Genomic DNA, 24,609 nt, shown 5'->3' on the forward strand with positions numbered 1-24,609 from the left:
TCTTCTGTTACCTTTGGTTCTTCCGGTTTTTCTTCTTTTATTTCTTCTGTTGTTTCTTCTTTACCTGGATCTTCTACTTCTGGCGCTTCCTGTATCTTTATATTTATAATATCATATCCTTTAACGTGCGATTGATATCCCGATACTGGTTGCTCTTTCACTTCATACTTATAAGCTTTTCCTGCCGTATCAACAGCTGGTAAATTTTCAAACTCATACTTCCAATCATTTGCTGCAGTTACTTCTTTCGTTGCGATTACTTTACCATCTTGCAGTAAATCTACTTTAATTGTTTCCGGGCGATTATTTATATTATCGCCTTCCCACGTTTTCGTTCCTGCAACAGATGTAGTTTTCAACTTATTTGGAACCATAAGTTTTATTCCATTTACATCATCCTTCTTAATTGTAAAAGGAATTTTCGTTTGCGGATCGAACTCTACATAGTTCGGTGCTGAAATTTCTTGTACATAGTAATTACCTGGAGCAAGGTTTGGTGCTTCAACTACTCCGTCTTGATTTGTTGTATAAGAATCACCAATTTGCTGACCTGATTCTGTGTACAATTTAAAAGAAACACCTGGGATAACCTTCCCCTCGTCTCCTTCAATATGCTTAACAATTCTTAACGTTCCTTTAGAAGGTAAATCACCTTGCGCACCGCCACCTGCGTTTATATTTTTAACCCATGCATTCTTTGAAACAGTTACTGGCGGCTGATTTAAAATCTGGTAATCAATTGTATAATCATTATAAAACTCATCTTGATTCATTCCGCTATCAGTTATAATCGAGCTATATCGAATACTGATACCCTTACCACTTACCTGATCCTTATAACCTCTAAGGGAAAAAGAGTTACCGTTAAGCGTAATCGTACCATAACCTTGATCGATAAATTGTTGCGGAGTTACACCCGTATTTCCGACTATTATAATAAATCCTTCCTGCTTCAGCGTTTGACCTGATTGTAAAGTATCAGTCAAAACAATATCAGCACCTAACTGTTCCTTGTTACTACTAGCGTTTACATTCAACTCCCATTTCACCTCATTGGGAGCGTCTGGGTAAATTTCACCTGTTTTATAGATAAATGATGATGAACCCGTCGATTCTGTGGGCCCTTTAATTGTTACCCTTTAAGTTGCTAAACCTGTACCTAAATTTGTATCAACTGGTATCGTTTGATTCACTCCTACATTACTAGTTGCTTTGAATTCCAAATACAAATAGCCTCTAATGTTTTGAAGTTTCTCAACCGTATCATTAAATGTACATACCACATTAGTTTTTGTTACTTCGCAAGTACCAAAACTAACACCCGCATCATTCTTCAAGTCAATTCGTTTACTATACCCTGTTAGTTCTGCAGGTAGTGTTAATGTTAGCGTATCTCCGGCCTTCATTTGATTTCCAGATTTATCACTAAAATCTACTCTTATTCCCGATCGTTCTCCATAATTTAATTCCGTTTTGTCGAATGTAAAACTATCAACTAATCCTGTTGTGTTTAATTCTTGAGCATGACTTATAATAGGCATAAAAACTTGTCCAATAATAACAGTAAAAATAAAACAAATTACAGATATTCTTTTTAAATATGTACTCATAACGCCTCCGTTTTTAATTATCAAATTTTCCTGCGGTGAAATCCTTTCCACCCTAAACCACTCTGAAAAAGGGTTACAACTAAAGAATATTTGCAGTATCAAACTATCTTTAATCATGCAAAACAAAGCGGTAAACAACACGATTCATTAACCATATTGTTCGCTTGTTTTGGCAGCCAACAATAAATATTAGTACTTATGAAAATGCATTACAAGACTGTTCATTTACATATTATTTTGTTACTATTTTAGTAGTAACAAAAATGTACCGAATGACCATTTTATTCATATGGTCATCTGATGACTGACTATTTTTCTCTTTCGAATGTTATCCATTACCATTCTCCCCTAATAACTTTATTCCACTAGTACTGAAGCACGAACATATTCCGAAATTACACACCCATATTTACTATTTTAATATTTCTCACCATTTCAAAACCCAACCTATTTAACAAAGATCCTATAGTTTTAAAATTAGAACAGTAAGCAATAAAATATATTCCACTATAATAATAGGAAGTAATTATAAATAGAAGGTACATACAAATTTTTCAACCTGCTATCTCCTCATTTTTAATAATTTCACAATAATAAGGCTACCTTTCCTTATTAAGAAAGATAGCCTTATTCGTATAGACAACTGCTCTACTCCTTATTTCTTCGCACCTTTTAACGACTCTCTTAGCACAAATTTTTGTAATTTTCCGCTCGCATTACGCGGAAGTTCATCTACAAATAAGTAATGACGCGGACGTTTATAATCTGCTAATTCATCACTTTCTTTGCAATACATTTCTAAATCAGCTTCTGAAATATTTTCATCTTTCTTTACAACAACCGCAACGACACGCTCTCCCCATAGTTCATCTGGCTCACCAAGTACTGCAACATCTAATACACCTGGGTGACTATGAAGGAAATCTTCCACTTCACGAGGGTAAATATTTACACCACCGCTAATTACCATATCATCAACGCGATCTGCAACGAATAAATAACCGTCTTTATCGAAGTAGCCTAAATCACCAGAATGATACCATCCTTTATACATCGATTTTTTATTTGCTTCTTCTCGATTATGATAACCAGCCATCATAGTCGGGCCGCGCAAAATAATTTCCCCTACTTCATAAGGAGGCAACATATCATCTGGCTCTGCTGGTGCATCTTCGTTCGGTTTGACGATTCGAATTTCATGGCTAAAGCACGGTGTTCCTGCTGAACCAGCTTTCGTAATTTGATCCTCTTCTACGAGAAACGCAACAACTGGACCCATTTCTGTCATTCCGTAAATTTGGACAAGATCAATATAAAGACGCTCTTGACATTCCTTCACTAGCGCTGGAGCCATCGCAGCCCCGCCATATACACCGATCTTCATCGAAGTTAAATCATACTCGGCTAGATCTTTTTGCAGTAACATATTCCACATCGTCGGTGCTGCAAAAAACGTCGTAATCTTCTCTTCTTGAATGGTATGTAATACTCTATCCGTATCAAAATGATGTAAAATAACATTCTTTCCGCCAACTTGAATGCGCGGTATGATTCCAGCATTTAACTCGCCGCAGTGATATAAAGGCGCTACCACAAGTCCGGCACTATCCCTGTTATATTTTATGAAATACGTACAAATCATACTATGCTCAGCCATATCACGATGGCGATGTAGTACGCCTTTCGGATGACCCGTCGTACCACTCGTATAAAGCATAGAGCAATAATCCATTTCATCGACTACAATATCTACTTTTTCAGCTGATGCTTCATTTACTTTTTCATGGTAGGAACTAGCATAAGAAGGTGCATCGTCTTCTACATACCAAAAAGACGAATTTGGAAAATCTCGTTCAATCATCGCAACAGTTGATTCAACTGCTTTTTCAAAGACAACTACTTTCGAGGCTGCATCTTGGAGGATATACGATAATTCTTTTGCTTTTAAGCGGAAATTAATTGGATTAAAGATCGCTCCAATTTTGGCACAGGCTAAGTAAACGTTTACAAATTCACGACAGTTATATAAGTAAACAGATACACAATCTCCCTTTCTTACTCCTTCTTTCAATAGAGCTTGCGCCGTTTTATTTATTTGCTCATCCCACTGTTTATATGTCCAGCGAATATTTTTTTCTGGTTCTACTAACGCCTCTTTATTCGGATATTTGCCAACTGCCAAATCAAAAATTCTCCCTATCGTCATGTACATGCCAACAATTTCCCCCTTTTCTCTTTCATAAATCTATCATTTCGTCTATAAGTAGACATTGTCCTCTAATAATTTGACTAATTTTTCTGATTATTATCGACATAGTTTTACAAATGGACCGTTTGATGGTAAATGAAATTATATCGGCGATTTTTTGAATATATCGAACGCAACTTGAAATATATCGGCGATTTTTAAAATATATCGCACGCAACTCAATTTATATCAGCGATTTTTCGAATATATCGACTTACCGACAAAAACTGACAATATAAAAAGAGGTTGTTCCACATTGGAACAACCCCCTTCTCCTTAAACGAATAGCTCTTCTAAAATTTTCAGTTTATCTTCTGTATATTTCACGAAGCCATCGTTATATGATTTTGGATCTTTCGGATTCGCAAAGTGTGTAATTGCTCCTGTTTGTGGGTGAACAAATTTACTTGATGCCCCGCAACCAAGTCCGATAATCGATTGTACTTCTTCCATAATAACAATATTGTAGATACTTTCTTGCGTCGGTATTGCATACCCAACGTTTTCTAAGTTACCTAAAATATTTTTTTGACGATATAAATAGTATGGCACGTAATTATGGTTCTTCGTCCACTCTTCCGCCTCATGCATCATCGCAGTAATTTCTTCGCGACCTGCTACTTTATATTTACGTTTGTTTTGCGTCATTTCAGAAGCACGTTTAAATGATAACGTATGAACTGTTAACGATTCTGGCATTAACTTTTCTGTTTCATCTAACGTATGCTTAAAGATGTCTAATCCTTCACCAGGAAGACCAATAATTAAATCCATATTAATATTGTTCATTCCCATTTCACGTGCTAAATGATACTTCTCAATCGTTTCTTCTACAGTGTGATGACGTCCAATTGCCTTTAGTGTCTCTTGATGGTATGACTGCGGATTAATACTAATACGGTCAATGTTCCATTTATTTAACACTTCTAGCTTTGCTGGTGTGATCGTATCTGGGCGACCTGCCTCAACTGTTACTTCACGTACATCTTTCACATCAGGGAACGCTTGGTACATTTCTTCATACAGCATATCCATCTCTTCTGCTGTAATACTCGTCGGCGTACCACCGCCGTAATAAATCGTCGTAACTGTAACACCTTTTTCTTTTAAAAACTTACCAATTTCACGAACTTCATAATGTAACCCGCCTAAGAACGAATCAACTGATCCTTGGCGTCCGTTAATTGCATAAGCCGGGAACGTACAGTACGCACATTTTGTAGGGCAAAACGGAATACCGATGTAAATACTTACTTCTTCTTTCAAACGGTATAAATCCGGAACAACCGCTAATTGGCAATCAACGATACGCTGAAGAAGCTCAATTTTTTCTTCATGAATTAAATAACTTTCACGAAGTTCTTTATGCGCTTCTTCTTTTGACATACCATTTTGAAGCAGTTTGTGAAGAAGTTTCGTTGGGCGTACCCCAGTTAATATTCCCCAGCTCTGTTCAAGTCCAGTTAGCTGTTGAAGTACAGAAAGATATACGTAAGAAACAACATGTTTCACTTGCTTCATACGTTCTTTTTCTTCTGTGAAAGCAGATAAATCTTTTGCGAATGTTTCTTCATACACATTTCCGGTTGCAACATCTGTTAAACGAGCCGATGCTGTCACATTACCTTCTATCTGTATATCAACGATAAGATTTGCTTCTTCTTGCTCAAACCCTATCTTGCTCTCTTCAAAAAATAAACCGCCAATATTTTGTAGCGGACGTAAAAAACGATCATCTTGTAACGTTTTAATTGAAATTAACAACATTATCACCTTTTCATTTGCAAACTCTCTTTAGTTTACTTGAAGGGCGTTTACAGGTCAATACAGAAGGTTTTACCTGTTTCTCTTACATATATTTTTTCTCGAATGTTATTTAGATATATAGACACACTGATTGACTCTTGTTAAAATTTAGTAGTGCTAAATTAAGGCTTAGCAAAAAATAAAATATATAAAGGAGGAATATTAACACAAGATTCAACAATCTAATGTGTTAAAAACAAATATGAAAAAGAAACTTTATAGCGTTTTAACCCTCTCTCTTGCATTACAAACTGTTATGGCACCTACTTATTCATTTGCAGAGAGTGCTGAAAAATCCGCGGAAGTATATACGGATGAGCAAGTTTTCAAAAGTATTGAAGAACATGTTAAAGAGCATAGCACACATGAAGAGGATATCGAGGTCACTGGCGAATTCCTACTATACACATCAAAAAAACATTCATTATATGACGCAAGTGATTTAAAAAACAAATCGAATGTAGAGGTTACAGAACAAGTAGTAATGGCGACAAAGAAAAAAGGGAATGCATACTACATAACAACTCCAGCTGGCGCTGGGTGGATAAATAACAATGATAATAGCTTAGAAGTTCAAGAGATTCATAAACTATCTAATCAAAAATTAATTGTGAAAGAAGAAGCTTCCATACATTCATTACCATTCCAATCGTTTAAAGAAGAGGGTAAACTGCAGCCACAAGTAATTATTCCTACTGAACAGGCAGGAAATTGGTTTAAAGTCCAAATAAATGAAACATCAAAATGGATTTATGCACCTTCTGCTACGTTTGAAGGCACAAAAGCTTCATTATTAAAAAACGGTCGTTCTGCTAAAAGCAATTTATTGAGAGCTCCAGCTACTCTACAAACAAACAATATTTATGGCGTTACATTTAAAGAAATGATTGTCCCAACAGGAAATGACGATATTCGCCCTGGCTACGCGATGGTACCTAAATATATTACGATTCACGAAACGGCTAATCCAGAAAAAGGTGCCAATGCTCTAAGTCATGCAAAATTCTTAGATAGACAAGCACGCGGAACAGCTGATCGCGCCGCATCTTGGCATTTCACAGTAGATGATAAAGAAATTTATCAACATCTTCCAGTAAATGAAGTTGGATGGCATGCTGGAAATAAAACTGGAAACTATGAATCTATCGGAATTGAAATTGCCGTTAATCAAGATGGAAACTATGAAAAAGCGGTAGAGAATGCCCGTAAATTGGCAGCTTATTTAATGAACGAATTAAATATTTCTCTAGATAATGTCCAAAAACACCAATTTTGGTCAGGAAAAAACTGCCCTGCATATATGATTCAACGCGGACAATGGGATGCTTTCTTAAAAGGAACTGAAACATACTATAAGGAAAACCGAAAAGATCCAGTAACTGATGACATTACAGGTGGATGGTATGAACAAGACATTCGTCAATTAGCAGCTAGAGGCATTATGCAAGGAGAAGGGAACGGCAAGTACTTCCCAGAACGTCTTGTAACGCGTGCTGAATTTGCTACATTAATTACTCGTGCTTTACAATTACCAAATGGAAATGCTAATTTCACAGACTTAGAACAAGTACATCCATCTTTAAGAGACGGTATTAATCGTGCAGCAAGCGCAGGCATAATCCGCGGACGTGGTGATAATACCTTTGATCCAAATACTACAATTACACGCGAAGAAGCTGTTATTATGATTGATCGTTCTCTAAAACACGCTGGTATTTTCGCAAAACCAGTTGAACTACCATTCGTAGACCAAAACTTAATTTACGCTAAAGAAGAAGTACAAAGAGTGTATGGATATGGAATTGTAAAAGGTAATGAATTTAATCAATTCGTACCAAAAGGACCATCACAACGCGCTCACGCAGCTGCATTTATAAACAGAATGCTTAACGTGATTGAAGCTTAAAAACATTTATAACTAAATGTTTTTACTTTAATCCTTCTGTATTAACTTAAAAGGCAAAAGAGATAATATTATCTCTTTTGCCTTTTATACATCTATTAACTATTTTTAGTCATAAATCTTAAACGTATTCCAAGTAACAGAAAAATCACACCTATAAGTGGCAGAGAATGTGTACTACACCTTGTAACTGGAAGCTTTCTGTTGTTGGTGGTTTTTCTAAACCTTCGCTTAGTTCTCCAGTTGCAGCCGCTAAGATTATACAACTTGATGCATTCACGTCATAAAGTTTTGACAACATCAATAGTTGCCTAAAGTATTCAAAGGAATTGTATAGATCTCAGATACAGTTCCCATTTTAAAGCCTTTTTCTTTCATCGTTTCGGTGTATGTTTATGATTCTTTAAAAAAGGAAGCGGGAATTGCTTACGAAAATGCTCTTTAATCATATACTCTACGCCGTTCTCAGTATTAGAACGTGTAATCCAGTCTGCGGCTTGCTTTAATTCTACAGGAGCGTTCCCCATTGCTACCCCAAGGCCAACATTTTCAATTACCTCTAAGTCTTCTGTGCTGTCTCCAATCGCAACCATTTCACTAAGGTTAATATTTAAATGCTCCCCAAGTAATTGTAAACCACGTAGTTTTGATACATTTTGAGGGAGAATTTCTATACGCCTCGCATCACACTCGACGTACTCTACATCTTGAAATGCCTTTCTTAACGTATTCATCCCTCTTTCTTTTTCACCTTTCGTATGGAAAACAATATCAATTTTTGGTGCAGCTACTGGATGATCACGCAGGGCATCCCCTAGCGAATCTACAAATTGAACCGGATAAAATAACGGATCTGCGCTTGATAATACAGTACGCGCAATTAAGTTTGGTGTATTTCTCTCACGATTCCCAATTGAATATCTTTCATGAGAAATGCGAATATTACAATCAAAATGCTCTAACACTTGCACAATATTAAAGGTTTTCTCTTCAGATAATCTCCTTTGAGCGAACGGCTTATCTAACGTTGCTGAAATGAAAGCTCCACCGTGTGTAACTAATATAGAATCTAATTTTAACGCCTTCGCTATTTTATGAGCAGATTGAAAATTACGATTCGTAAATAATGTAACGTATACATCTTTTCTTTTCACAAAGTCAATTGTCTCCCGTAACCCTTTTGCGATTTTTCCGTTGTTGTATAGTAGTGTCCCATCTATATTAAGAGCTAGTAAGCGATAAATCATGTCGCACTCCCCCTCTTCGCTGTTGTACTCTATCCATAATTTATGAAATAAATGTAGTAAATAGAACGAGTTAGAATTACTACTCAAAATTTGGTTTACTATATACATATACGACTAGCAAAGGAGATAGTACAATGCAGGCACCACCTTCTTTTTATGAAGGCGATACGTTAGAGGTCGCAAAGAAGTTACTCGGGCATAAACTCGTTCATATTGTAGACGACATAAAGCGAAGCGGAATTATTGTAGAAGTAGAAGCATACAAAGGTCCAGATGATAAGGCCGCTCATAGTTACGGAGGAAGACGGACTAATCGAACAGAAGTAATGTTCGGCGCACCAGGACATGCTTACGTATATTTAATTTACGGTATGTATCATTGCTTTAACGTAATTACAGCACCAATCGGCACCCCGCAAGGAGTTCTTATTCGTGCTCTTGAACCTGTAGACGGAATCGAAGACATGACACTAGCGCGCTACAACAAAACTGACATTACGAAAGCTCAGTATAAAAACTTAACAAATGGACCCGGAAAACTATGCCGCGCACTCGGAATCACTTTAGAAGAGCGCGGCGTATCACTTCAAAGTGATACGTTACATATTGAATTAGTTCCTGAAGAAGGCCATTTATCATCCACACATAACATACTAGCTGGTCCTCGTATTAATATTGATTATGCAGAAGAAGCCGTTCACTATCCATGGCGGTTTTATTATGAAAAGCATCCGTGTGTTTCAAAGTAAAGGAGCTATCCTATAATGTTTCACTGACTTTGAACTGCCCCATCCTGTATATTTGCAAGTGACCAAACTAACAAAAATACGAAGGTAATTTCGTATTTCATCACACATCGAAAAGCCGAAATCCGGGCTCGGATTTCGGTTTTGTATATATAGAAGGAACCATTTCCTCTCCAAAATTCCCAAATACAGTTCACCTCCGAAGAGGAACCTAAAAAAACATTAATTTTCTTATGAATTTTTTAATGCATTATAATTATCTAAATTGAATTTCGTCATAATGAAAGTTCCTGTTGGCGTTAAAAGCTGAGAAATAGATTGTATGACATGAGGTAATTGCGCTGGCTCAATAGGATGTGATAATAGAATGTACTGGAATTTTTCATCTTTAAATACCTCGTGTAACTTGTCATACTCGCTAGAAGTTGTAGGCCCTACCCTATTTGCAAGAGCTGCCGCTTTTTCATTAACTTCTGCACCGAATGTGGAAACTGCCGGGTAACGCCTTTTCATTTCTAATAAAGTTGCACCACATCCAGCTCCTATATGAAGAATATTTACTTGATCAGGCGCAAATCGATCTACAATTGCTAGTAAATCATAATGAATGTATAAACTTTCACCATAAAATCCCCATTTTTCATACAATTTTATATTATTTGCATGTAAAACTATGGAAAAGTTAACACTGTCTTCTCTCCACGATACGCTTCCATAGTGATGAATAAATGTATCTTTACATAAATACAATTTATATCCCTTTTCAAAAATTCTTAACGACAAATCATCATCTTCATAATTCCCTGGTGTAAATCGTTCATCTAATACTCCAACTTCATCTAACACTGATTTTTTTATAAGCATACAAAATCCTATTAATTTCATACGTTCTTCCCATTTATTTTTATCACTTTGATTATATAAAGTTGCAAAATTCTGCATCCCTTGAATATCCTTATAAAAGGTTTGTATAGCAGTATAGTAAGCAGCATTATTAGTGACGGGTCCTACAGCTCCAGTATCTTCGTTTTCATACAAACACCGAATTAAGTTTCTTAACCAATTTTTAGTTACGACCACATCATTATTTAATAATAGAATATTATCACCTTTTGCCTTTTTAATTCCCTGGTTGCATCCCTTTGGAAAACCCATATTTTCTGCATTTTCCACTAGTATAATATCCGATTGTTTTTGTAACCATTCTACAGTACCATCTGTTGATGCATTGTCCACAACTATTAACTCATACTCTTGTTCCACTGTATAAGTTCTAATACTTTGGATGCATTCTTTTGTGTATTGTAATTGATTATGAGTTAATATAATTATACTTGTGAGCATGAATCAGACTCCTCTCAGCAACCGAAATAATTATCTAGTATTATTAAATACTATTTTTTAAATAAACCATCAAAATATTTTCTATTATATTCAATACTTGGATTATTAGGTATGAACTGTGCAGCTTGTTCGTTGTGATAAATTGCCTTTTCATATTCTTTTATTCGATCATAACAAATACATAGCTGAATATGCGGCAACCATGTATGACACTCTTCCCGGACAAATGGAGAATCTTTTGATCGCGGTCCGTCAATTGCTGCATGGTACCAATATATTGCTTTGGCATATTCACTTTGTTGCAAAAATACACGTCCTAGGTGGCAACAAAGTTCTCCTCTAGGTGTGTCATACATAAATGATTGTAAACAAGAATGGATAGATTTTTTTAAGTCCCCCAACTCAAAATAACATTCGGCTCTTTTTAAACAAGCTTGAATATTATCTTCAACCCAACCCTTTTCTTCATCTAAAAACCTTGAATACCAATTAACAGCCTTATCATATAATCTGTGATCCTTACATTCATTTGCATAATAGTACACATCGCGGGGACTAAATTCTTTTCCACTCTCAAGATGTTTTTCATATATTTTCAAATTACGATTAGTATATGCTTTTTCTTTTTTATGACTTACCCCTACATCACTATTTATAAGATTTCCATACACCTCTAAATATTCATGAACAAATCCATGCCATTGAAAATTTTTACTTCTGTTGACTAATCGATATCGCCTTAAAGAATGTGTTGGATTTCCTTCTATATCAAAAGTTAAATAATATTTCATAGATACTGCATCCGTACTACGATCTAACGTACGTTTTAACTGTAGCAATTTCTTTCCATCATCCGTATCTATTATGTCATCTGCGTCTAACCAAAGAATATATTCTTTTGTAGCTTTAGAAAATGCAAAATTTCGTGCCGCTGAAAAATCTTCAATCCATTGAAAATCATAAACTTTCGCATCGTACTTCTTCACAATCTCTTTTGTAGCATCTGTTGAACCTGTATCTACAATAATAATTTCATCCACAACACTTTTGACCGACTCTAAGCATTTTGATATAGTCTGTTCTTCATCTTTTACAATCATGCATAAACTAATAGTAATGGAGTTTTCCATCATATCCCCCCTATCCTTTTGATGTATATGTTTGGAGAGAAATTTATATTTCTTTTGCTTCAAAATTGAGTTTTCATTTTACAAATTACACATAATGAGGCCTGCGGTGAAATTGGATAGGGGAATTTCACGAGAGGATTACGAACCAATGATAAAAACCGAAGCCTGAACAAGACTTCGGTTCTTTATATAGAGAATACATAATTTCGATTCCTTTTTACTCCGTACCTTCCGCGGCCACGATATCATTCTCTAAGTTTTCTCTTGATAATTCAGTCATCGTTCCGTATCTTTAAACGAAAAAAATCGGTTGTGATTTCGTCATTTCAACAAGCGGCGTCTACGGTACTTTCAGTAGAACTAGATCAGGTAACAAACTCACACAAGTTGATAACTTGTTCAAGACAGGTTTTTCTTTCCCAAAGCGCTTTAATAAAGTGAAACTATAATCAGTGGGGGTGTTGTTCATCCCCCACTGATTATNNTGATCTCCCACCTAACTCCTTTGCTTCAGCCGAATTTTAAGGTGAGAGTTTTACTGTCCGCAAATAGCGGGATAAACTTAATGGTAGAAAACAAAAAAAACGCCCCTATAGTAGGAGCGTCTTCTATCATTAAGCTTGTTGTTGCGCGTTATATAAATCTTCAAGTGGCTTCATGATAATTTTGTTAACGTCAGTGATAACGATGTTTAAACGTTGCTCAGTTTCCATTAACTTTGTGATTTTAGCATCTTGTTGAATGCGAGCTACAACTTCTTGTGCTTTTTGGTTGTCTTCTTCAGTGATTTCTTGACCTTGCATCATTTTTTGTTGTAGGCCAAGTTGCATCGTGCGGAACTCTTCGAATAAGTTCTTTGACTCTGCATCTCCTTGTACTGCTGCGTAGCTTGCTTTTAATGTTTGGAAATCTTCGTTTTCAGCGATTGCTTTTTGTAATTCATATGCAACATCATGAATGTTTTTTGTCATTTTATTTTTCCTCCTTTAGAAGGCTAGCGCTTTTCGCTCGCACTGCCTTTTAAGTGCATTTACATAGGCACCTCTTCTTACCATATCAAACTATGCAAGAGATGTGAAGAAATTTCACTTTTATTTCTATGTACTCATCTTTATTACCTAAGGAACAGAAGTAACAACCCTTGCATAAGTCCAATCATTCCGCCTAATAATGCACCTAAATACGTAATCATTTTCAACTCATTTTTTGTAATGGACAATACGAGATTTTCTAGTCTCTCTGTTGAAAATGTAGCTACTTCTTGCTGGACAATTTCCGCAAGCTGTAGATTGTTTAATATGCTCTCTACATTTTCTGTTCCCCACTTCAAGCCTTTCGTTACTGCGCTTGGAACTACTTTTTCAATAACCGTTTCTCGAACTGGTTCACATACTTTCTGCACAGATTGGTTTAAAAATTTACTCACCGTTTCCTCTACTTTAACAGCTGACAATATGGAGCTCACAATCATTTCTTTCTCTACAAACGTTTCTAATTCTTGTACGTCTCTTCCTTTTAACTTTTCCCACTCTTTTTGCAGTACATCAGTTAAAAGCCGCTCTGTTCCATCTTGTCCTAAAAACTTAATTACTTCCGGCTGCACACGATCCACTAAACTTACATTCCCTAAAAACATACCGACTAAATTAAGTAGTGTCCCGCGAGAAGCGAAAAAGTCGTCAATCATTTTTGAAAGGCGTGCCTTTCCTTCTTCACTTTCAAAAAAGCTAATTCCTCTTTTCAAAATAAAAGATGCTAGATTCGGAATCGTATTCTCTATTTTTTCATGAACAGAATGAGGTAAAGCCTGTTCCCATGTATATGTATAGTACTCTGCTAAAAATGCATGAATTTTTTCTGTAATAACATGTTCGATTTTTTGAGTCGCCTCTTCTTCTACATGTTCTAAATTCCATTTTTCTAACATATCCCGTAACGACTGTTCATTCGTAATTACTTTATCAACTTCCACTTGTGCCCAGCGAATTAAACTGGCTTGAAACTCTTCATTTGTTAATTTCTTTCCGATTCCTTCTGGTGTTAACAACTGTTCTACAACCATTTTCCCTAATTGAACAGCAAGCTCATCGCGGCGCTTCGGAATTAACCCTGGCGTAAATGGAACTTGAAACTTCCCAATATAAATCGGACGATGAGGACGGAATAACATTTTTATTGCTAAATGATTGGTGTATCCTCCAATAATCGCCCCGAGCCCTGTCGTTGTTAACATATTCAACCATATATTCATCATAATCAACCTTTCACTTCTCCAAAACTATAGCATATCATCATACGGACAAAAGTATAATGGTATAAAAATGTATTTGCAATATATAGCTTCGCCTATTATGCAAACATCCTGTTAATAAAGGAGTGATTTCGTTGGTTCTTGGTCTTTTAACTTCTAAATTTCATCACGAGCAAATGTATTACACCGAAATCGCTAAGCGAGCTCGTCTTTATCATAACGTCGTTGCCCAATTCACACCGTTTAGCATTGATTCAAAGACAGATCTTGTTTCTGGTCTTATTTACGATACAGATACAGGAAATTGGATAGATCAAACCTTTCCCATTCCTTCATATATATATGATCGCTGTCATTTCAAGGAGGATAAAGTATTCCAACAAGCAAAATCGATTATTCATTCATTACGCAAACGTTCCTCGACTACTTTTTTAAATAACACTCTTATTAATCCAAGTGATTTACACAATCTTTTTCTTACTAATAAACGTCTTTCTCCTTACATTCCAAAAATAAAAAAAGGAACGGTCCAAGGAATTTTCAAATTACTACTAGAAACAAGAGATATTGTTATACGTCCTATCAATATACACTCTAATGAAAGTTTATATCGAGTCACTTACAAACATAAAACATTTCATATCGATACAATAAATGAACAGCATTGTACTTCTACTAAGTTCAAACGGACAGATGACTTTATATCATGGTGCAAATCGAACGTACACTCATCCCATTATATGATCCATCCAATGTTACAACCTCCAAATCAACTATCATATCCAATTCATATTCGAACCATTATGCAAAAAAACAAAGAACAGAATTGGGAAGTACTCGGTCAATTCATACAAAAGTCTTCATTCCCAGCGCAATTTTTACTTTCAGTAACAGAGCGGTCCATGTTACATCCATTTTCCAAAATTAAATATTTGCTTTCTTCAACTGGTGTTCAATTATTGAAAGATGCTTTACATGATGTTGTAAATGAAGTGTTTAAAACACTCGATCAGTCCTATTCGTCATTATTTGAATTAGAGCTTTCTACCATTATGGATCAAAAAGGTGCCATTTGGCTTATGTACGTCAATACGATGCCGTCTTACGAAGTTTATACTAGGTACAACGACGAACTCGCTGAACAAATTTTTCATGGTCCATTAAAGTTTAGCCGATTTACACCATAACGAAAGGAGGAAATCCCCGTTGAAAGAGCACATATATACATTAAGTATTTCAGATGAGAATCCAAATAGTATTACTTTACCTTACGTTTTTTCTATTACACCACCAATTACATCCCTTTCCTTTGGCTTACGTTATATTACATGTGAGAGTATTAAAATTCATTATTCATTCACTCGAGAAATCATTATTGGAGAACAAATTGCCGCTAAACTTTTACTACCGCATTCAGCAACAATCCATGCCTTCATACAAAATCAAACCATTGTTTTCGGTCCATTAATCGGGATTTTCACAACTGGCTTTAACGATGATTCTAATTCTCCTTTAGGGAATCGTTCCATCTCTCTCGGCGAGTTACTAACACCACCATTCACATTGCAGCCCTTTGTATTTGTCTTTGGCATTCAACATATAAACTGGGAAGAGGAAACAATTGAAGGGTACTTCTTTCAAGAAAGCAAATGGGTAAAAAACAAAGTCCCTTTACCAAATGTCATTTACGACCGTTTACCAAATCGGCAAGCAGAAAATTACAAACCTATCGTAAGAGCAAAAAAACGTTTAGAAAGCGACTATGCGATTCCGTGGTTTAATCCGGGATTTTTCAATAAATGGGAAGTGCATCAACTTTTAATGAAAGAAGATTCAATTAAACCATTCTTACCAAATACAGAAGTATTTCAACATTTTGAACAAGTAGAACGACTTCTCGGTACGTATAAGTACATTTATATGAAACCAATACACGGTAGCTTCGGAAGAAATATTCATCAAATACTCTATTCTCAAACTGATAATTGCTACTATTGTCGTTATCGTGAAAATGAACAAAATAAACTAAGAAAGTATCAATCATTAGAAGCACTTCTTAACCATGTATTAAAAGGACATGATTTAAAAAAGTTTATCGTACAACAAGGTATCTCACTGCTCCGCTTCGAAGGGCAACACGTCGATTTTCGCATTCATACAAATAAAAATCATTTTGGTAATTGGGTCGTCAGTGCAATCGTCGCAAAAATCGCCGGCAAAGGTAGCTTAACAACTCATGTAAATAGCGGTGGTGATACGAAATTACTTCAGGAACTGTTTCCTGATTCAACAAAGCAAGTTCAAATTGAAAATAAACTAAAACAAACAGCCTTACAAATCAGTTATGCACTCGACCAACAAGTAACCGGAAACATTGGAGAAATTGGTTTTGACATTGGTTTAGACACCGCGGAAAATCCGTGGCTATTTGAAGCAAATTCTAAACCGGGGCGAACTGTATTCCAAGATGAAAAGTTAAAAGAACAAAGTGAACTTACGCGTCAATTATTTTATGAATATGCCATCTATTTAACTGAACATTCTTTGTGCGGTCCGAAAGAAAAAACATCTCAAATCCAATCGAATACTGCACCTAACACCGGAAATATTCCGTCCCCTATGATTAACTCACAAATACAAATACAAAAACTTCCACCTCACTCATAAGGTGGAAGTTTTCTATTTATACAAACTTCACTACAACTTCCGTTTCCACATTACATACTCCGCAATAAAAAATATGATTGCAGTACTCATTTGAATTATTATGTGTTAAACCGTCTACCGCACTTAATAATTCCTGATCCATATATGCACTGTAATCATCTATGTAATCTACAGCTTTCCCATAATCTTGGAGTATTCCTTGGCAATTTTGACAAGAATATGTTTGTGATTCTAGCGCGTTGCAAAGCGGGCAAATTCCCATCGTTATTCCTCCATACGTTGGCGTTTAAAAACAATTAAAAAGCCTCTTTTTTTAGGTTGAAGAGAGCATCTAGCCTTGCGTAGACGCGGTTAGTTCCTTTTTCTGCCCCATCCCGGGTTAAAACAGAACTATACAGTTAATACCGATTTAGTTTTCATTTTACTAAGCTGGAATTTTTCTTACTTTAACAAATCATAAGTTAAGTAAGCCAAGCTGGTTATACAATGAAAAAACGCATATGATTTCGCTCTTAGTTTAGCCTTCTTTCTTAAAAATACAACGATTACTCTTATTTCATAATTTACGAAATGATGAAATATTTTTTACAAAATTTACAAATTATTTTTTTGTATATCTTTCTAGGTAACATCCATACTATGAGTACAAACTTAATTACCGATGGATTAGCGCCAAACGGGGCGATAATCTGGTTCAAATCCAGCTAGTCCAACCAAAAAAACTTTTATAACTCTAAGGAGGATATATTCCTATGGCAAACCAAAGTTCTTACAATCAATTAGTAGTACCAGGTGCAACAGCAGCAATCGATCAAATGAAGTACGAAATCGCTCAAGAATTTGGTGTACAATTAGGAGCAGATTCTACGGCTCGCGCTAACGGTTCTGTTGGTGGAGAAATTACAAAACGTTTAGTTGCAATGGCTGAGCAAAGCCTTGGCGGATTCCAAAAATAAATATATATGGCAAAAAGGTCTCAGGGCATATGCCCTGAGACCTTCCTTAATTTACTGCAACATTTGTAAAAACTTCTTCGTTCGTTCTTCTTTTGGATTTGTAAATACATCTTCCGGTGTACCTTGTTCGACAACGACACCGCCATCCATGAAAATAACACGGTTCGCAATTTGATGAGCAAAGCGCATTTCATGCGTTACAATGACCATCGTCATTCCTTCTTTAGCAAGTTCTTTCATAACCTTTAAAACTTCTTGAACTAGCTCCGGATCAAGTGCTGACGTTGGCTCATCAAATAGTAATACTTCCGGCTCCATCGCAAGCGCACGAGCGATTCCAACGCGCTGTTGTTGTCCACCTGATAATTGGAACGGATATAAGTCTACTTTATCCGCAAGACCAACTTTTTCAAGGAAGTAGTTCGCTTTTTTCTTCGCTTCTTCTTTCCCCATCTTTTTCACTGTAACGAGCCCTTCCATTACATTGTGAATTGCTGTTAAATGTGGGAATAGATTATGGTGCTGGAATACCATACCTGTTTGCGTACGAAGATTTACAATATCTTTCTTCGATACTTTTTGAGAGAAATCGAGCTCTTTATTACCGATGCGAATGCTACCAGCGTTCGGCGTTTCTAACACGTTGAGGCAACGTAAGAATGTCGTTTTACCAGATCCAGATGGCCCGATAATAACAACTACTTCACCCTTCTCAACTGATAAGTCTATATGCTTTAGTACGGTATTATCTCCGAAACTTTTTTGTAAATGTTGAATTGAAATCATAAAAACAAAAACTCCTTTTATGAAAGGGTTATTTTAGAGTATAACGTTCTGAACGTTTTTCTAATATTTGTTGCACGATAGATAATAAGAAGCAAATTACCCAATAAATTAGACCTGCTTCAAAATAAACAATTAAAAACTCATAGTTCATTGCCGCAATTTCCTGCGCTTTTCGGAACATTTCTGTTACTAAAATTAACGACGCTAATGACGTATCCTTCAATAAACTAATAAATGTATTCGAAAGCGGCGGAATAGATACACGCGTTGCTTGCGGTAAAATAACACGTTTTAATGCTTGCGGATATGTCATCCCAATTGTATAAGCTGCTTCCCACTGTCCTTTCGGAATAGAAAGAATAGAAGCACGAATAATTTCAGATGCATATGCACCGACATTTAATGAAAAACCAACAATTGCTGCTGTATATGGCTCAACCTCAATATTAAGAGTTGGAAGACCATAGAAAATAATAAATAACTGTACAAGAAGTGGCGTTCCGCGAATGATAGATACATAGATACGAGCAATCCATTGTAAAATACGACTACCTGAAATACGCGCGAGCGCTGTTAACGTCGCAAGTATAATACCGATAATAAATGTAATAAGCGTTAACGGAATTGTCGTAAAGACAGCTTCCTTCAGCATAGGCGAGAAGGAAGTCTGCATAATATCTATCCATGTAGACAATCGATCTGAGATCACTGCACTACTTAGAAACATTTTCACCGAACCATTTTTTCGTTATTTTGTCGTACGTACCATCTTTTTTCATATCTTCTAACGCTTTATTTACTTCTTGTACAAGTTTGTCGCTACCTTTACGGAATAAGAATCCACTTTGTGATGCTTCTTTTTCTGTATCTACAATTTTAATTTTTGCATCTTTTTTCATTTCTAAATAGTTTAACACTGATAATTTATCATTGATTGTGAAATCAACGCGGCCAGAACTTAATAATTCTGCTGCTTGACTAAATCCTTCTACACCCTCGATATTCGCACCGTTTTTCTTAGCGATATCTGCGTAGTTACTCGTTAAAGATTGTGCTCCTTTTAATCCTTTTACATCAGCAAATGTAGCAGGCTTATCTTTATCTTTTGCGATAACTAATGCTGCTGAAGAAGAAATATATGGACTAGAGAAGTCATATTTCTTTTGGCGATCTTCACGAATACCAACTTCGTTCGCAACCATATCGAAACGTTTTGCATCTACTCCTGCAAGTAAACTATCCCATTGTGTTTCTTTAAATACAGGTTTTACACCTAAACGTTTTGCAACTTCTTCTGCTAATTCAACGTCAAATCCAGTTAATTTATCCTTTGAATCGTGGAACGTAAATGGTGGATATGTACCTTCTGTACCAATTACAAGCTCACCGCTTTGTTTTATCTTCTGTAACGCATCTTGACTAGCTGTATCTTTTTTCTCTTCTTTGCCGCAGCCCGCTACAATCCCAATCGCTAATGTAGTTACTGCAAGCACTGAAAATAATTTTTTCATGATAGTAGTCCTCCAAGTATTCTGATAGGAATTTAAAAACTATATTGATTGTATGCAATTTCGAACAATTTTTCAATGAAAATGTTCTTATTTAGTTTATCCTTTTTCTTCATAATCAAACAAAATGGAAAAATACCGCTACATACAAAAAATAAGTAACATTTTTTAATATAGCATTTATAAAGAAAAAGGTAAAACAATACTTACTTATTTATAAGTTTTTCTACCGGTGAAATATATTAACTTCAGAGCGGACAATACGATTAAAAAAGAACTTGCGAAAATCGCAAGTTCTTCTAAAAATTAAGCGCTCTGGTTTCCTTCCATTTGCGTTTTGTACATATCGTAATAGCGCCCACGCTTTTTCATTAATTCATCATGGGAACCTTTTTCCAAAATCGTTCCTCTATCAAGCACAATAATTTGATCAGCACTTTTAATTGTTGAAAGACGATGAGCGATAATAAACGTCGTTCGTCCTTTTTTCACAACTTCTAGCGCTTGTTGAATCATCGCTTCTGTTTCTGTATCAATGCTGGAAGTCGCTTCATCTAAAATTAAAATCGCCGGATCAAAAGCAAGTGCCCTAGCAAACGATATAAGCTGACGTTCTCCGGTTGAAAGTGTACTTCCTTTCTCCGTAATTTTTTCATCTATATTGTTTGCAAACCTTTCAGCACCAACATCACGTAATGCCTTTACGATGCGATTTTTTGAAATTTTTTCATTTTCTAAGCTTACATTGGATGCCACTGTCCCGCTAAATAAAAACGGATCTTGCAATACAATTCCCATATGTTCACGTGTTGCTTGTTTCGGCATCTCTGTTACATCGTGACCATCAATCGTAAGCTTCCCTTTTTGAAATTCATAAAACTGAAAGAGCACATTCATAATGGAACTTTTTCCTGATCCAGTATGGCCGACAAGTGCCACTGTCTCCCCTTGTTTCGCTTCAAAAGAAATATTTTTTAACACTTCATCTTTTCCATTGTAAGAAAACGAAACATTATCGAATTTCACATTTCCGGTTAAGCGAGGCATACGTTCTTCTTCTACTGCTTCTCCTTTTTCCTCTAGCAATTCAAAGACACGCTCTGATGCAACACGCGATTGCTCTAAGTTAGCAAGTTGGTTCACCATATTCGTAATTGGCGAGAATAATCTCGTTAAATAATCGACGAAAGCATATAGTATCCCGAGTGAAACGATGCCCGAAGCGCTTAATGAAGCACCACCGAAATACCAGATTACACCTGTAAAAGCGATGTTTCTTAATACAGACACTAAATTATGCGAAGTTGCTGCATTTAAATTTAAAATTTTATTTTGATATTTAAAATAATCGCCATTGAGTTCTTCAAATTCCTTCTTCGTTTCACGCTCTTGACGAAATGCTTGAATAATTGGCATCCCTTGAATCGATTCATTCACTGTTCCGTTAATATCCGATAAACGCGAACGCATTTTATGATTGTATACAGACGCATACTTTCTATACATAATCGCCCAAACAATTAAAATTGGGATGATAAGTAAGCATAGTGCCGCCAGTTTTACATCAAGTAAAAATAGTGCAGCGAAAATCCCGATAATATAGATGATACTAGAGACGAATGTCGCAAGCACTGTTACATATAAATCACGAATCGCTTCTGTATCATTCGTTACACGCGATACAATTTTCCCTGCTGGTAAATGATCGAAATAACGAATTGGCAACGTTTGAATATGGGAAAAGACGTCTTCCCTCATAATTTGAATAATTTTGTTTGCCGCCTTCTGTAAGAAGAACTGCTTTCCGTATGCAAATAATGATACGACTACTAATAAAGCGAAATAACCACCGCCAAGTAATAGTAAACGATTTATTTCCGGTTTATAAAACGCAAATACTTCTTCTTTCGTTAAGGCTTTCGTTTTATACACTTGCACAGCCTTACCACTTTGTACTGTAAGCACATCACCCTTAACAGAACGACTTCCTTCAAGCGTTATTTTATTCGGCACAAAATAGTACTGAAAACCAACTTGAATCACTCGGACTTCTTTCCCTTTTTTCTCACCTTCTTCAAGGCGATCACTTCGCTTATAAAAGGCGCCATTATATGAAACTGCATCCTCACTCTTTTCTGTTTCATACCAAGGCCTCTCTATTCCAACGATATGCTCATCAATCATCGTTTTTGCGACGAAAGGACCCGCGAGTTCTGCAATAACAAAAACAAATAGCATCGCCATCGCTGCAAAAATCGGCCCCTTCACTTTCATCGCATATTGAAACAATCGTTTTGAAACACTCATATTTTCACCCCGCTATCCGCACTTTCACTTTCACCTTGTTGTCTGTCGAACTGCTCTGCATACCAGCCCCCATTTCGAATGAGCGCTTCATGCGAACCTTCTTCAATAACTTCACCGTTATCCATAACGAGAATCCAATCCGCGTGCTGCACAGCTGACAAGCGATGCGTCGTTATAATCGTCGTCTTCCCGCTTCTTTCTGTTCGTATGTTTTCAATAATTGCCGCTTCCGTACGAGCATCAACAGCTGATAAAGAATCGTCCAAAATTAAAATTTCCGGATTTTGAATAACAGCCCTCGCAATCGAAATCCTTTGCTTTTGCCCACCTGATAAAGAAACACCTTTTTCCCCAACGAGCGTTTCTAAACCTTCTGGTAAAAACTCTAAATCCTTTTTAAACGCAGCTATTTCAATCGCTTTTTCAAGTTCTTCTTCAGTCGCTTCTCTATTTCCAAATAAAATATTTTCCTTCGCTGTTTTTGAAAATAAAATGTGTTCCTGAGGTACATACCCAATCCAGCCAAGTACGTTATCATTCGGAATTTTATCTAGCTTCACATCAGAAACTGCAATATCCCCTTCTCCAAGTGGATATTGACGAAGAAGCTGACGTACAAGCGTCGTTTTCCCGCTTCCTGTTTTCCCAACAACTCCAAGTGTCTCTCCTTGTTTTAATGAGAACGAAACATTTTTTAAATTTGTTTCAATTGATGAAGGATATGAAAAAGTAACGTTATCAAATTGAATGTAATCTGGCTCTTGTACAACCTTTGGATCTTTCGGATTCTTTACATCCGGTTCATAAGCTAACGTTTCATTTACACGATCGAGCGAAGCATTTCCTCTTTGCATAACATTAATCAATTCACCAATTGCAAACATCGGCCAAATCATCATCCCTAAATAGACGTTAAAAGAAACGAGCTCACCAAGTGTCACCTTTGATTGGAATACGAGATATGCACCGTACACTAAACCAATTAAATAACTAAGACCGACGAGCATTTTCACAGTCGGCTGGAATAATGCATCGATTCTTGCTACTCTCATATTTTTCTCGTATACGTCATCTCCTAAATGATGGAACCTTTCTTGATCAGCATTCTCCTGTACGTACGCACGAATCACGCGTACACCCGCAATTGATTCCAGCACTTTATCGTTCATATCTCCGAACGCATCTTGTGCGACAGTAAATCTTTCATGCAATTTCTTTCCGTATCTATTCATCGCATACGCCATAATCGGAAGCGGTATAAGCGCAGCAAATGTTAACTGCCAACTAATTGAAAAGCCCATCATACAAACGATTGTAAGCATATATAGACTAGAATCAACGAGCGTTAATATACCAAAACCAGCTGTCATGGAGATTGCTTTTAAATCATTTGTCGCTCTCGCCATTAAATCGCCAGTACGGTTTTTTTGATAAAACGTCGGTGTCATCTTGAGTAAATGCCCCATAAATTTTGAACGCATCGTTTTCTCCAGTACGAACGCACCGCCAAATAATTGGTGCTGCCAAATGAAAGTAAGCACATACCCACCAATCGTTACCCCAAGTAAAATAAAAATATATTGCATAATCGCCTCGTTCGTTAAGGCTCCTGTTTTAATATTATCAATTGTAATTCCTAACACTTTCGGAGGAATTACCTCTATCACGTTTACAATTAAAAGTACCCCAATTGCGATACTATACCTTTTCCAATGCTCCCTAAAAAACCAGCTTAACTTTAGTAATACTGAAAACAATATAACCTCTCCTTTCTCGTTCTCATTTGATTCACATTTCTTTATCCGCTATCCAAATCCATCACATTTACATTTTGAAAACCACAGTATTTCATCACATTTTTCCACCTTCCAAATTCTTATTTTTTATAGTAACGAGGAAAATAAACAAAAAAAAGCATACCGCCGCTTGACGATATGCAATAGAATGCATAAAAGCGTACGTTACGATATACGCAACGTACGCTTCTCATAAGACAAAAAGGTCCTATATATCCGCACGGGTTGCGTAATGATATGAATGTTTTCCGCCATTTAACAGAGCTAAGCCCATTACATTTACGATTACAATCATTACGCACAC

At 36.2% G+C, this 24,609-nt stretch carries 20 protein-coding genes; 5 read left to right on the plus strand and 15 right to left on the minus strand.

Features of this window, described 5'->3' with window-relative positions; genetic code table 11:
• The 4 genes from V7038_RS05940 to V7038_RS05955 form a co-directional block, all read right to left on the minus strand.
• The coding region (locus V7038_RS05940; RefSeq protein WP_335469469.1) for a Cna B-type domain-containing protein at positions 1-1,037 on the minus strand (1,037 nt) is incomplete at its 3' end.
• Between the two features lie 102 nt (positions 1,038-1,139).
• Positions 1,140-1,661, minus strand: a complete 522-nt coding sequence (locus V7038_RS05945) for an Ig-like domain-containing protein (protein WP_335469471.1) — start codon at positions 1,659-1,661, stop codon at positions 1,140-1,142.
• A 604-nt stretch (positions 1,662-2,265) separates the two neighbouring features.
• Positions 2,266-3,822: a fatty acid--CoA ligase gene (locus V7038_RS05950; protein ID WP_199661356.1), complete on the minus strand. Its 1,557-nt coding sequence runs from the start codon at positions 3,820-3,822 to the stop codon at positions 2,266-2,268.
• A gap of 312 nt (positions 3,823-4,134) precedes the next feature.
• Positions 4,135-5,625 carry a coproporphyrinogen III oxidase gene (locus tag V7038_RS05955; protein WP_002201625.1) on the minus strand — a complete coding sequence of 497 codons (1,491 nt, stop codon included), beginning with the start codon at positions 5,623-5,625 and terminating at the stop codon, positions 4,135-4,137.
• A gap of 241 nt (positions 5,626-5,866) precedes the next feature.
• On the opposite strand from V7038_RS05955, the gene V7038_RS05960 reads away from it, so the two are divergent.
• Positions 5,867-7,570 carry an S-layer homology domain-containing protein gene (locus V7038_RS05960; RefSeq protein WP_283746828.1) on the plus strand — a complete coding sequence of 568 codons (1,704 nt, stop codon included), beginning with the start codon at positions 5,867-5,869 and terminating at the stop codon, positions 7,568-7,570.
• Between the two features lie 371 nt (positions 7,571-7,941).
• Here the strand turns inward: V7038_RS05960 and V7038_RS05965 are convergent, their stop codons facing one another.
• Positions 7,942-8,814, minus strand: coding sequence for a Cof-type HAD-IIB family hydrolase (locus tag V7038_RS05965; RefSeq protein WP_335469473.1), 873 nt, complete (start codon positions 8,812-8,814; stop codon positions 7,942-7,944).
• Between the two features lie 134 nt (positions 8,815-8,948).
• Between V7038_RS05965 and V7038_RS05970 the strand changes: the two genes are divergently transcribed.
• A complete protein-coding gene (locus tag V7038_RS05970) occupies positions 8,949-9,563 on the plus strand; it encodes a DNA-3-methyladenine glycosylase (RefSeq protein WP_070127979.1) in 615 nt (204 codons plus the stop codon).
• Positions 9,564-9,791: 228 nt separating this feature from the next.
• Here V7038_RS05970 and V7038_RS05975 read toward each other — a convergent pair whose 3' ends face one another.
• The 4 genes from V7038_RS05975 to V7038_RS05990 form a co-directional block, all read right to left on the minus strand.
• Positions 9,792-10,904: a glycosyltransferase gene (locus tag V7038_RS05975; protein ID WP_002159126.1), complete on the minus strand. Its 1,113-nt coding sequence runs from the start codon at positions 10,902-10,904 to the stop codon at positions 9,792-9,794.
• A 50-nt stretch (positions 10,905-10,954) separates the two neighbouring features.
• A complete protein-coding gene (locus V7038_RS05980) occupies positions 10,955-12,034 on the minus strand; it encodes a tetratricopeptide repeat-containing glycosyltransferase family 2 protein (RefSeq protein ID WP_002114849.1) in 1,080 nt (359 codons plus the stop codon).
• A 614-nt stretch (positions 12,035-12,648) separates the two neighbouring features.
• Complete coding sequence (locus V7038_RS05985; RefSeq protein WP_002114853.1) at positions 12,649-13,005, minus strand: YlbF/YmcA family competence regulator; 357 nt, start codon at positions 13,003-13,005, stop codon at positions 12,649-12,651.
• A 143-nt stretch (positions 13,006-13,148) separates the two neighbouring features.
• Positions 13,149-14,294: a DUF445 domain-containing protein gene (locus tag V7038_RS05990; protein WP_335469477.1), complete on the minus strand. Its 1,146-nt coding sequence runs from the start codon at positions 14,292-14,294 to the stop codon at positions 13,149-13,151.
• Between the two features lie 125 nt (positions 14,295-14,419).
• Here V7038_RS05990 and V7038_RS05995 point away from each other — a divergent pair, with 125 nt between their 5' ends.
• Both V7038_RS05995 and V7038_RS06000 read left to right on the plus strand, forming a co-directional pair.
• Entirely contained in the window at positions 14,420-15,472 is a 1,053-nt protein-coding gene (locus tag V7038_RS05995) for a YheC/YheD family protein (protein WP_335469480.1), read from the plus strand.
• 19 nt (positions 15,473-15,491) lie between these two features.
• Positions 15,492-16,952, plus strand: coding sequence for a YheC/YheD family endospore coat-associated protein (locus V7038_RS06000; protein WP_070127977.1), 1,461 nt, complete (start codon positions 15,492-15,494; stop codon positions 16,950-16,952).
• Between the two features lie 16 nt (positions 16,953-16,968).
• On the opposite strand, the gene V7038_RS06005 is transcribed toward V7038_RS06000, so the two are convergent.
• A complete protein-coding gene (locus V7038_RS06005) occupies positions 16,969-17,214 on the minus strand; it encodes a hypothetical protein (RefSeq protein ID WP_002159132.1) in 246 nt (81 codons plus the stop codon).
• Positions 17,215-17,704: 490 nt separating this feature from the next.
• Between V7038_RS06005 and sasP the strand changes: the two genes are divergently transcribed.
• Positions 17,705-17,908, plus strand: a complete 204-nt coding sequence (sasP, locus tag V7038_RS06010; protein ID WP_000013349.1) for a small acid-soluble spore protein, SasP family — start codon at positions 17,705-17,707, stop codon at positions 17,906-17,908.
• Between the two features lie 51 nt (positions 17,909-17,959).
• Here sasP and V7038_RS06015 read toward each other — a convergent pair whose 3' ends face one another.
• From V7038_RS06015 to V7038_RS06035, 5 genes are all read right to left on the minus strand, one after another.
• Positions 17,960-18,694 carry an amino acid ABC transporter ATP-binding protein gene (locus tag V7038_RS06015; RefSeq protein WP_002201630.1) on the minus strand — a complete coding sequence of 245 codons (735 nt, stop codon included), beginning with the start codon at positions 18,692-18,694 and terminating at the stop codon, positions 17,960-17,962.
• Positions 18,695-18,722: 28 nt separating this feature from the next.
• A complete protein-coding gene (locus tag V7038_RS06020) occupies positions 18,723-19,421 on the minus strand; it encodes an amino acid ABC transporter permease (RefSeq protein WP_078179875.1) in 699 nt (232 codons plus the stop codon).
• Positions 19,408-20,205 (minus strand): amino acid ABC transporter substrate-binding protein, encoded by a 798-nt coding sequence (locus tag V7038_RS06025; protein ID WP_002114867.1) that lies wholly within the window; start codon positions 20,203-20,205, stop codon positions 19,408-19,410. Before V7038_RS06025 ends, V7038_RS06020 begins: the two co-directional genes overlap by 14 nt.
• A 303-nt stretch (positions 20,206-20,508) precedes the next feature.
• Positions 20,509-22,509, minus strand: a complete 2,001-nt coding sequence (locus V7038_RS06030; protein ID WP_335469486.1) for an ABC transporter ATP-binding protein — start codon at positions 22,507-22,509, stop codon at positions 20,509-20,511.
• Positions 22,506-24,266, minus strand: a complete 1,761-nt coding sequence (locus V7038_RS06035; RefSeq protein WP_002114872.1) for an ABC transporter ATP-binding protein — start codon at positions 24,264-24,266, stop codon at positions 22,506-22,508. Before V7038_RS06035 ends, V7038_RS06030 begins: the two co-directional genes overlap by 4 nt.
• Positions 24,267-24,609: the final 343 nt, after the last annotated feature.

Origin of the sequence: Bacillus sp. JJ783 (genome assembly GCF_036963225.1) — a bacterium.
Classification (GTDB): domain Bacteria; phylum Bacillota; class Bacilli; order Bacillales; family Bacillaceae_G; genus Bacillus_A; species Bacillus_A cereus_U.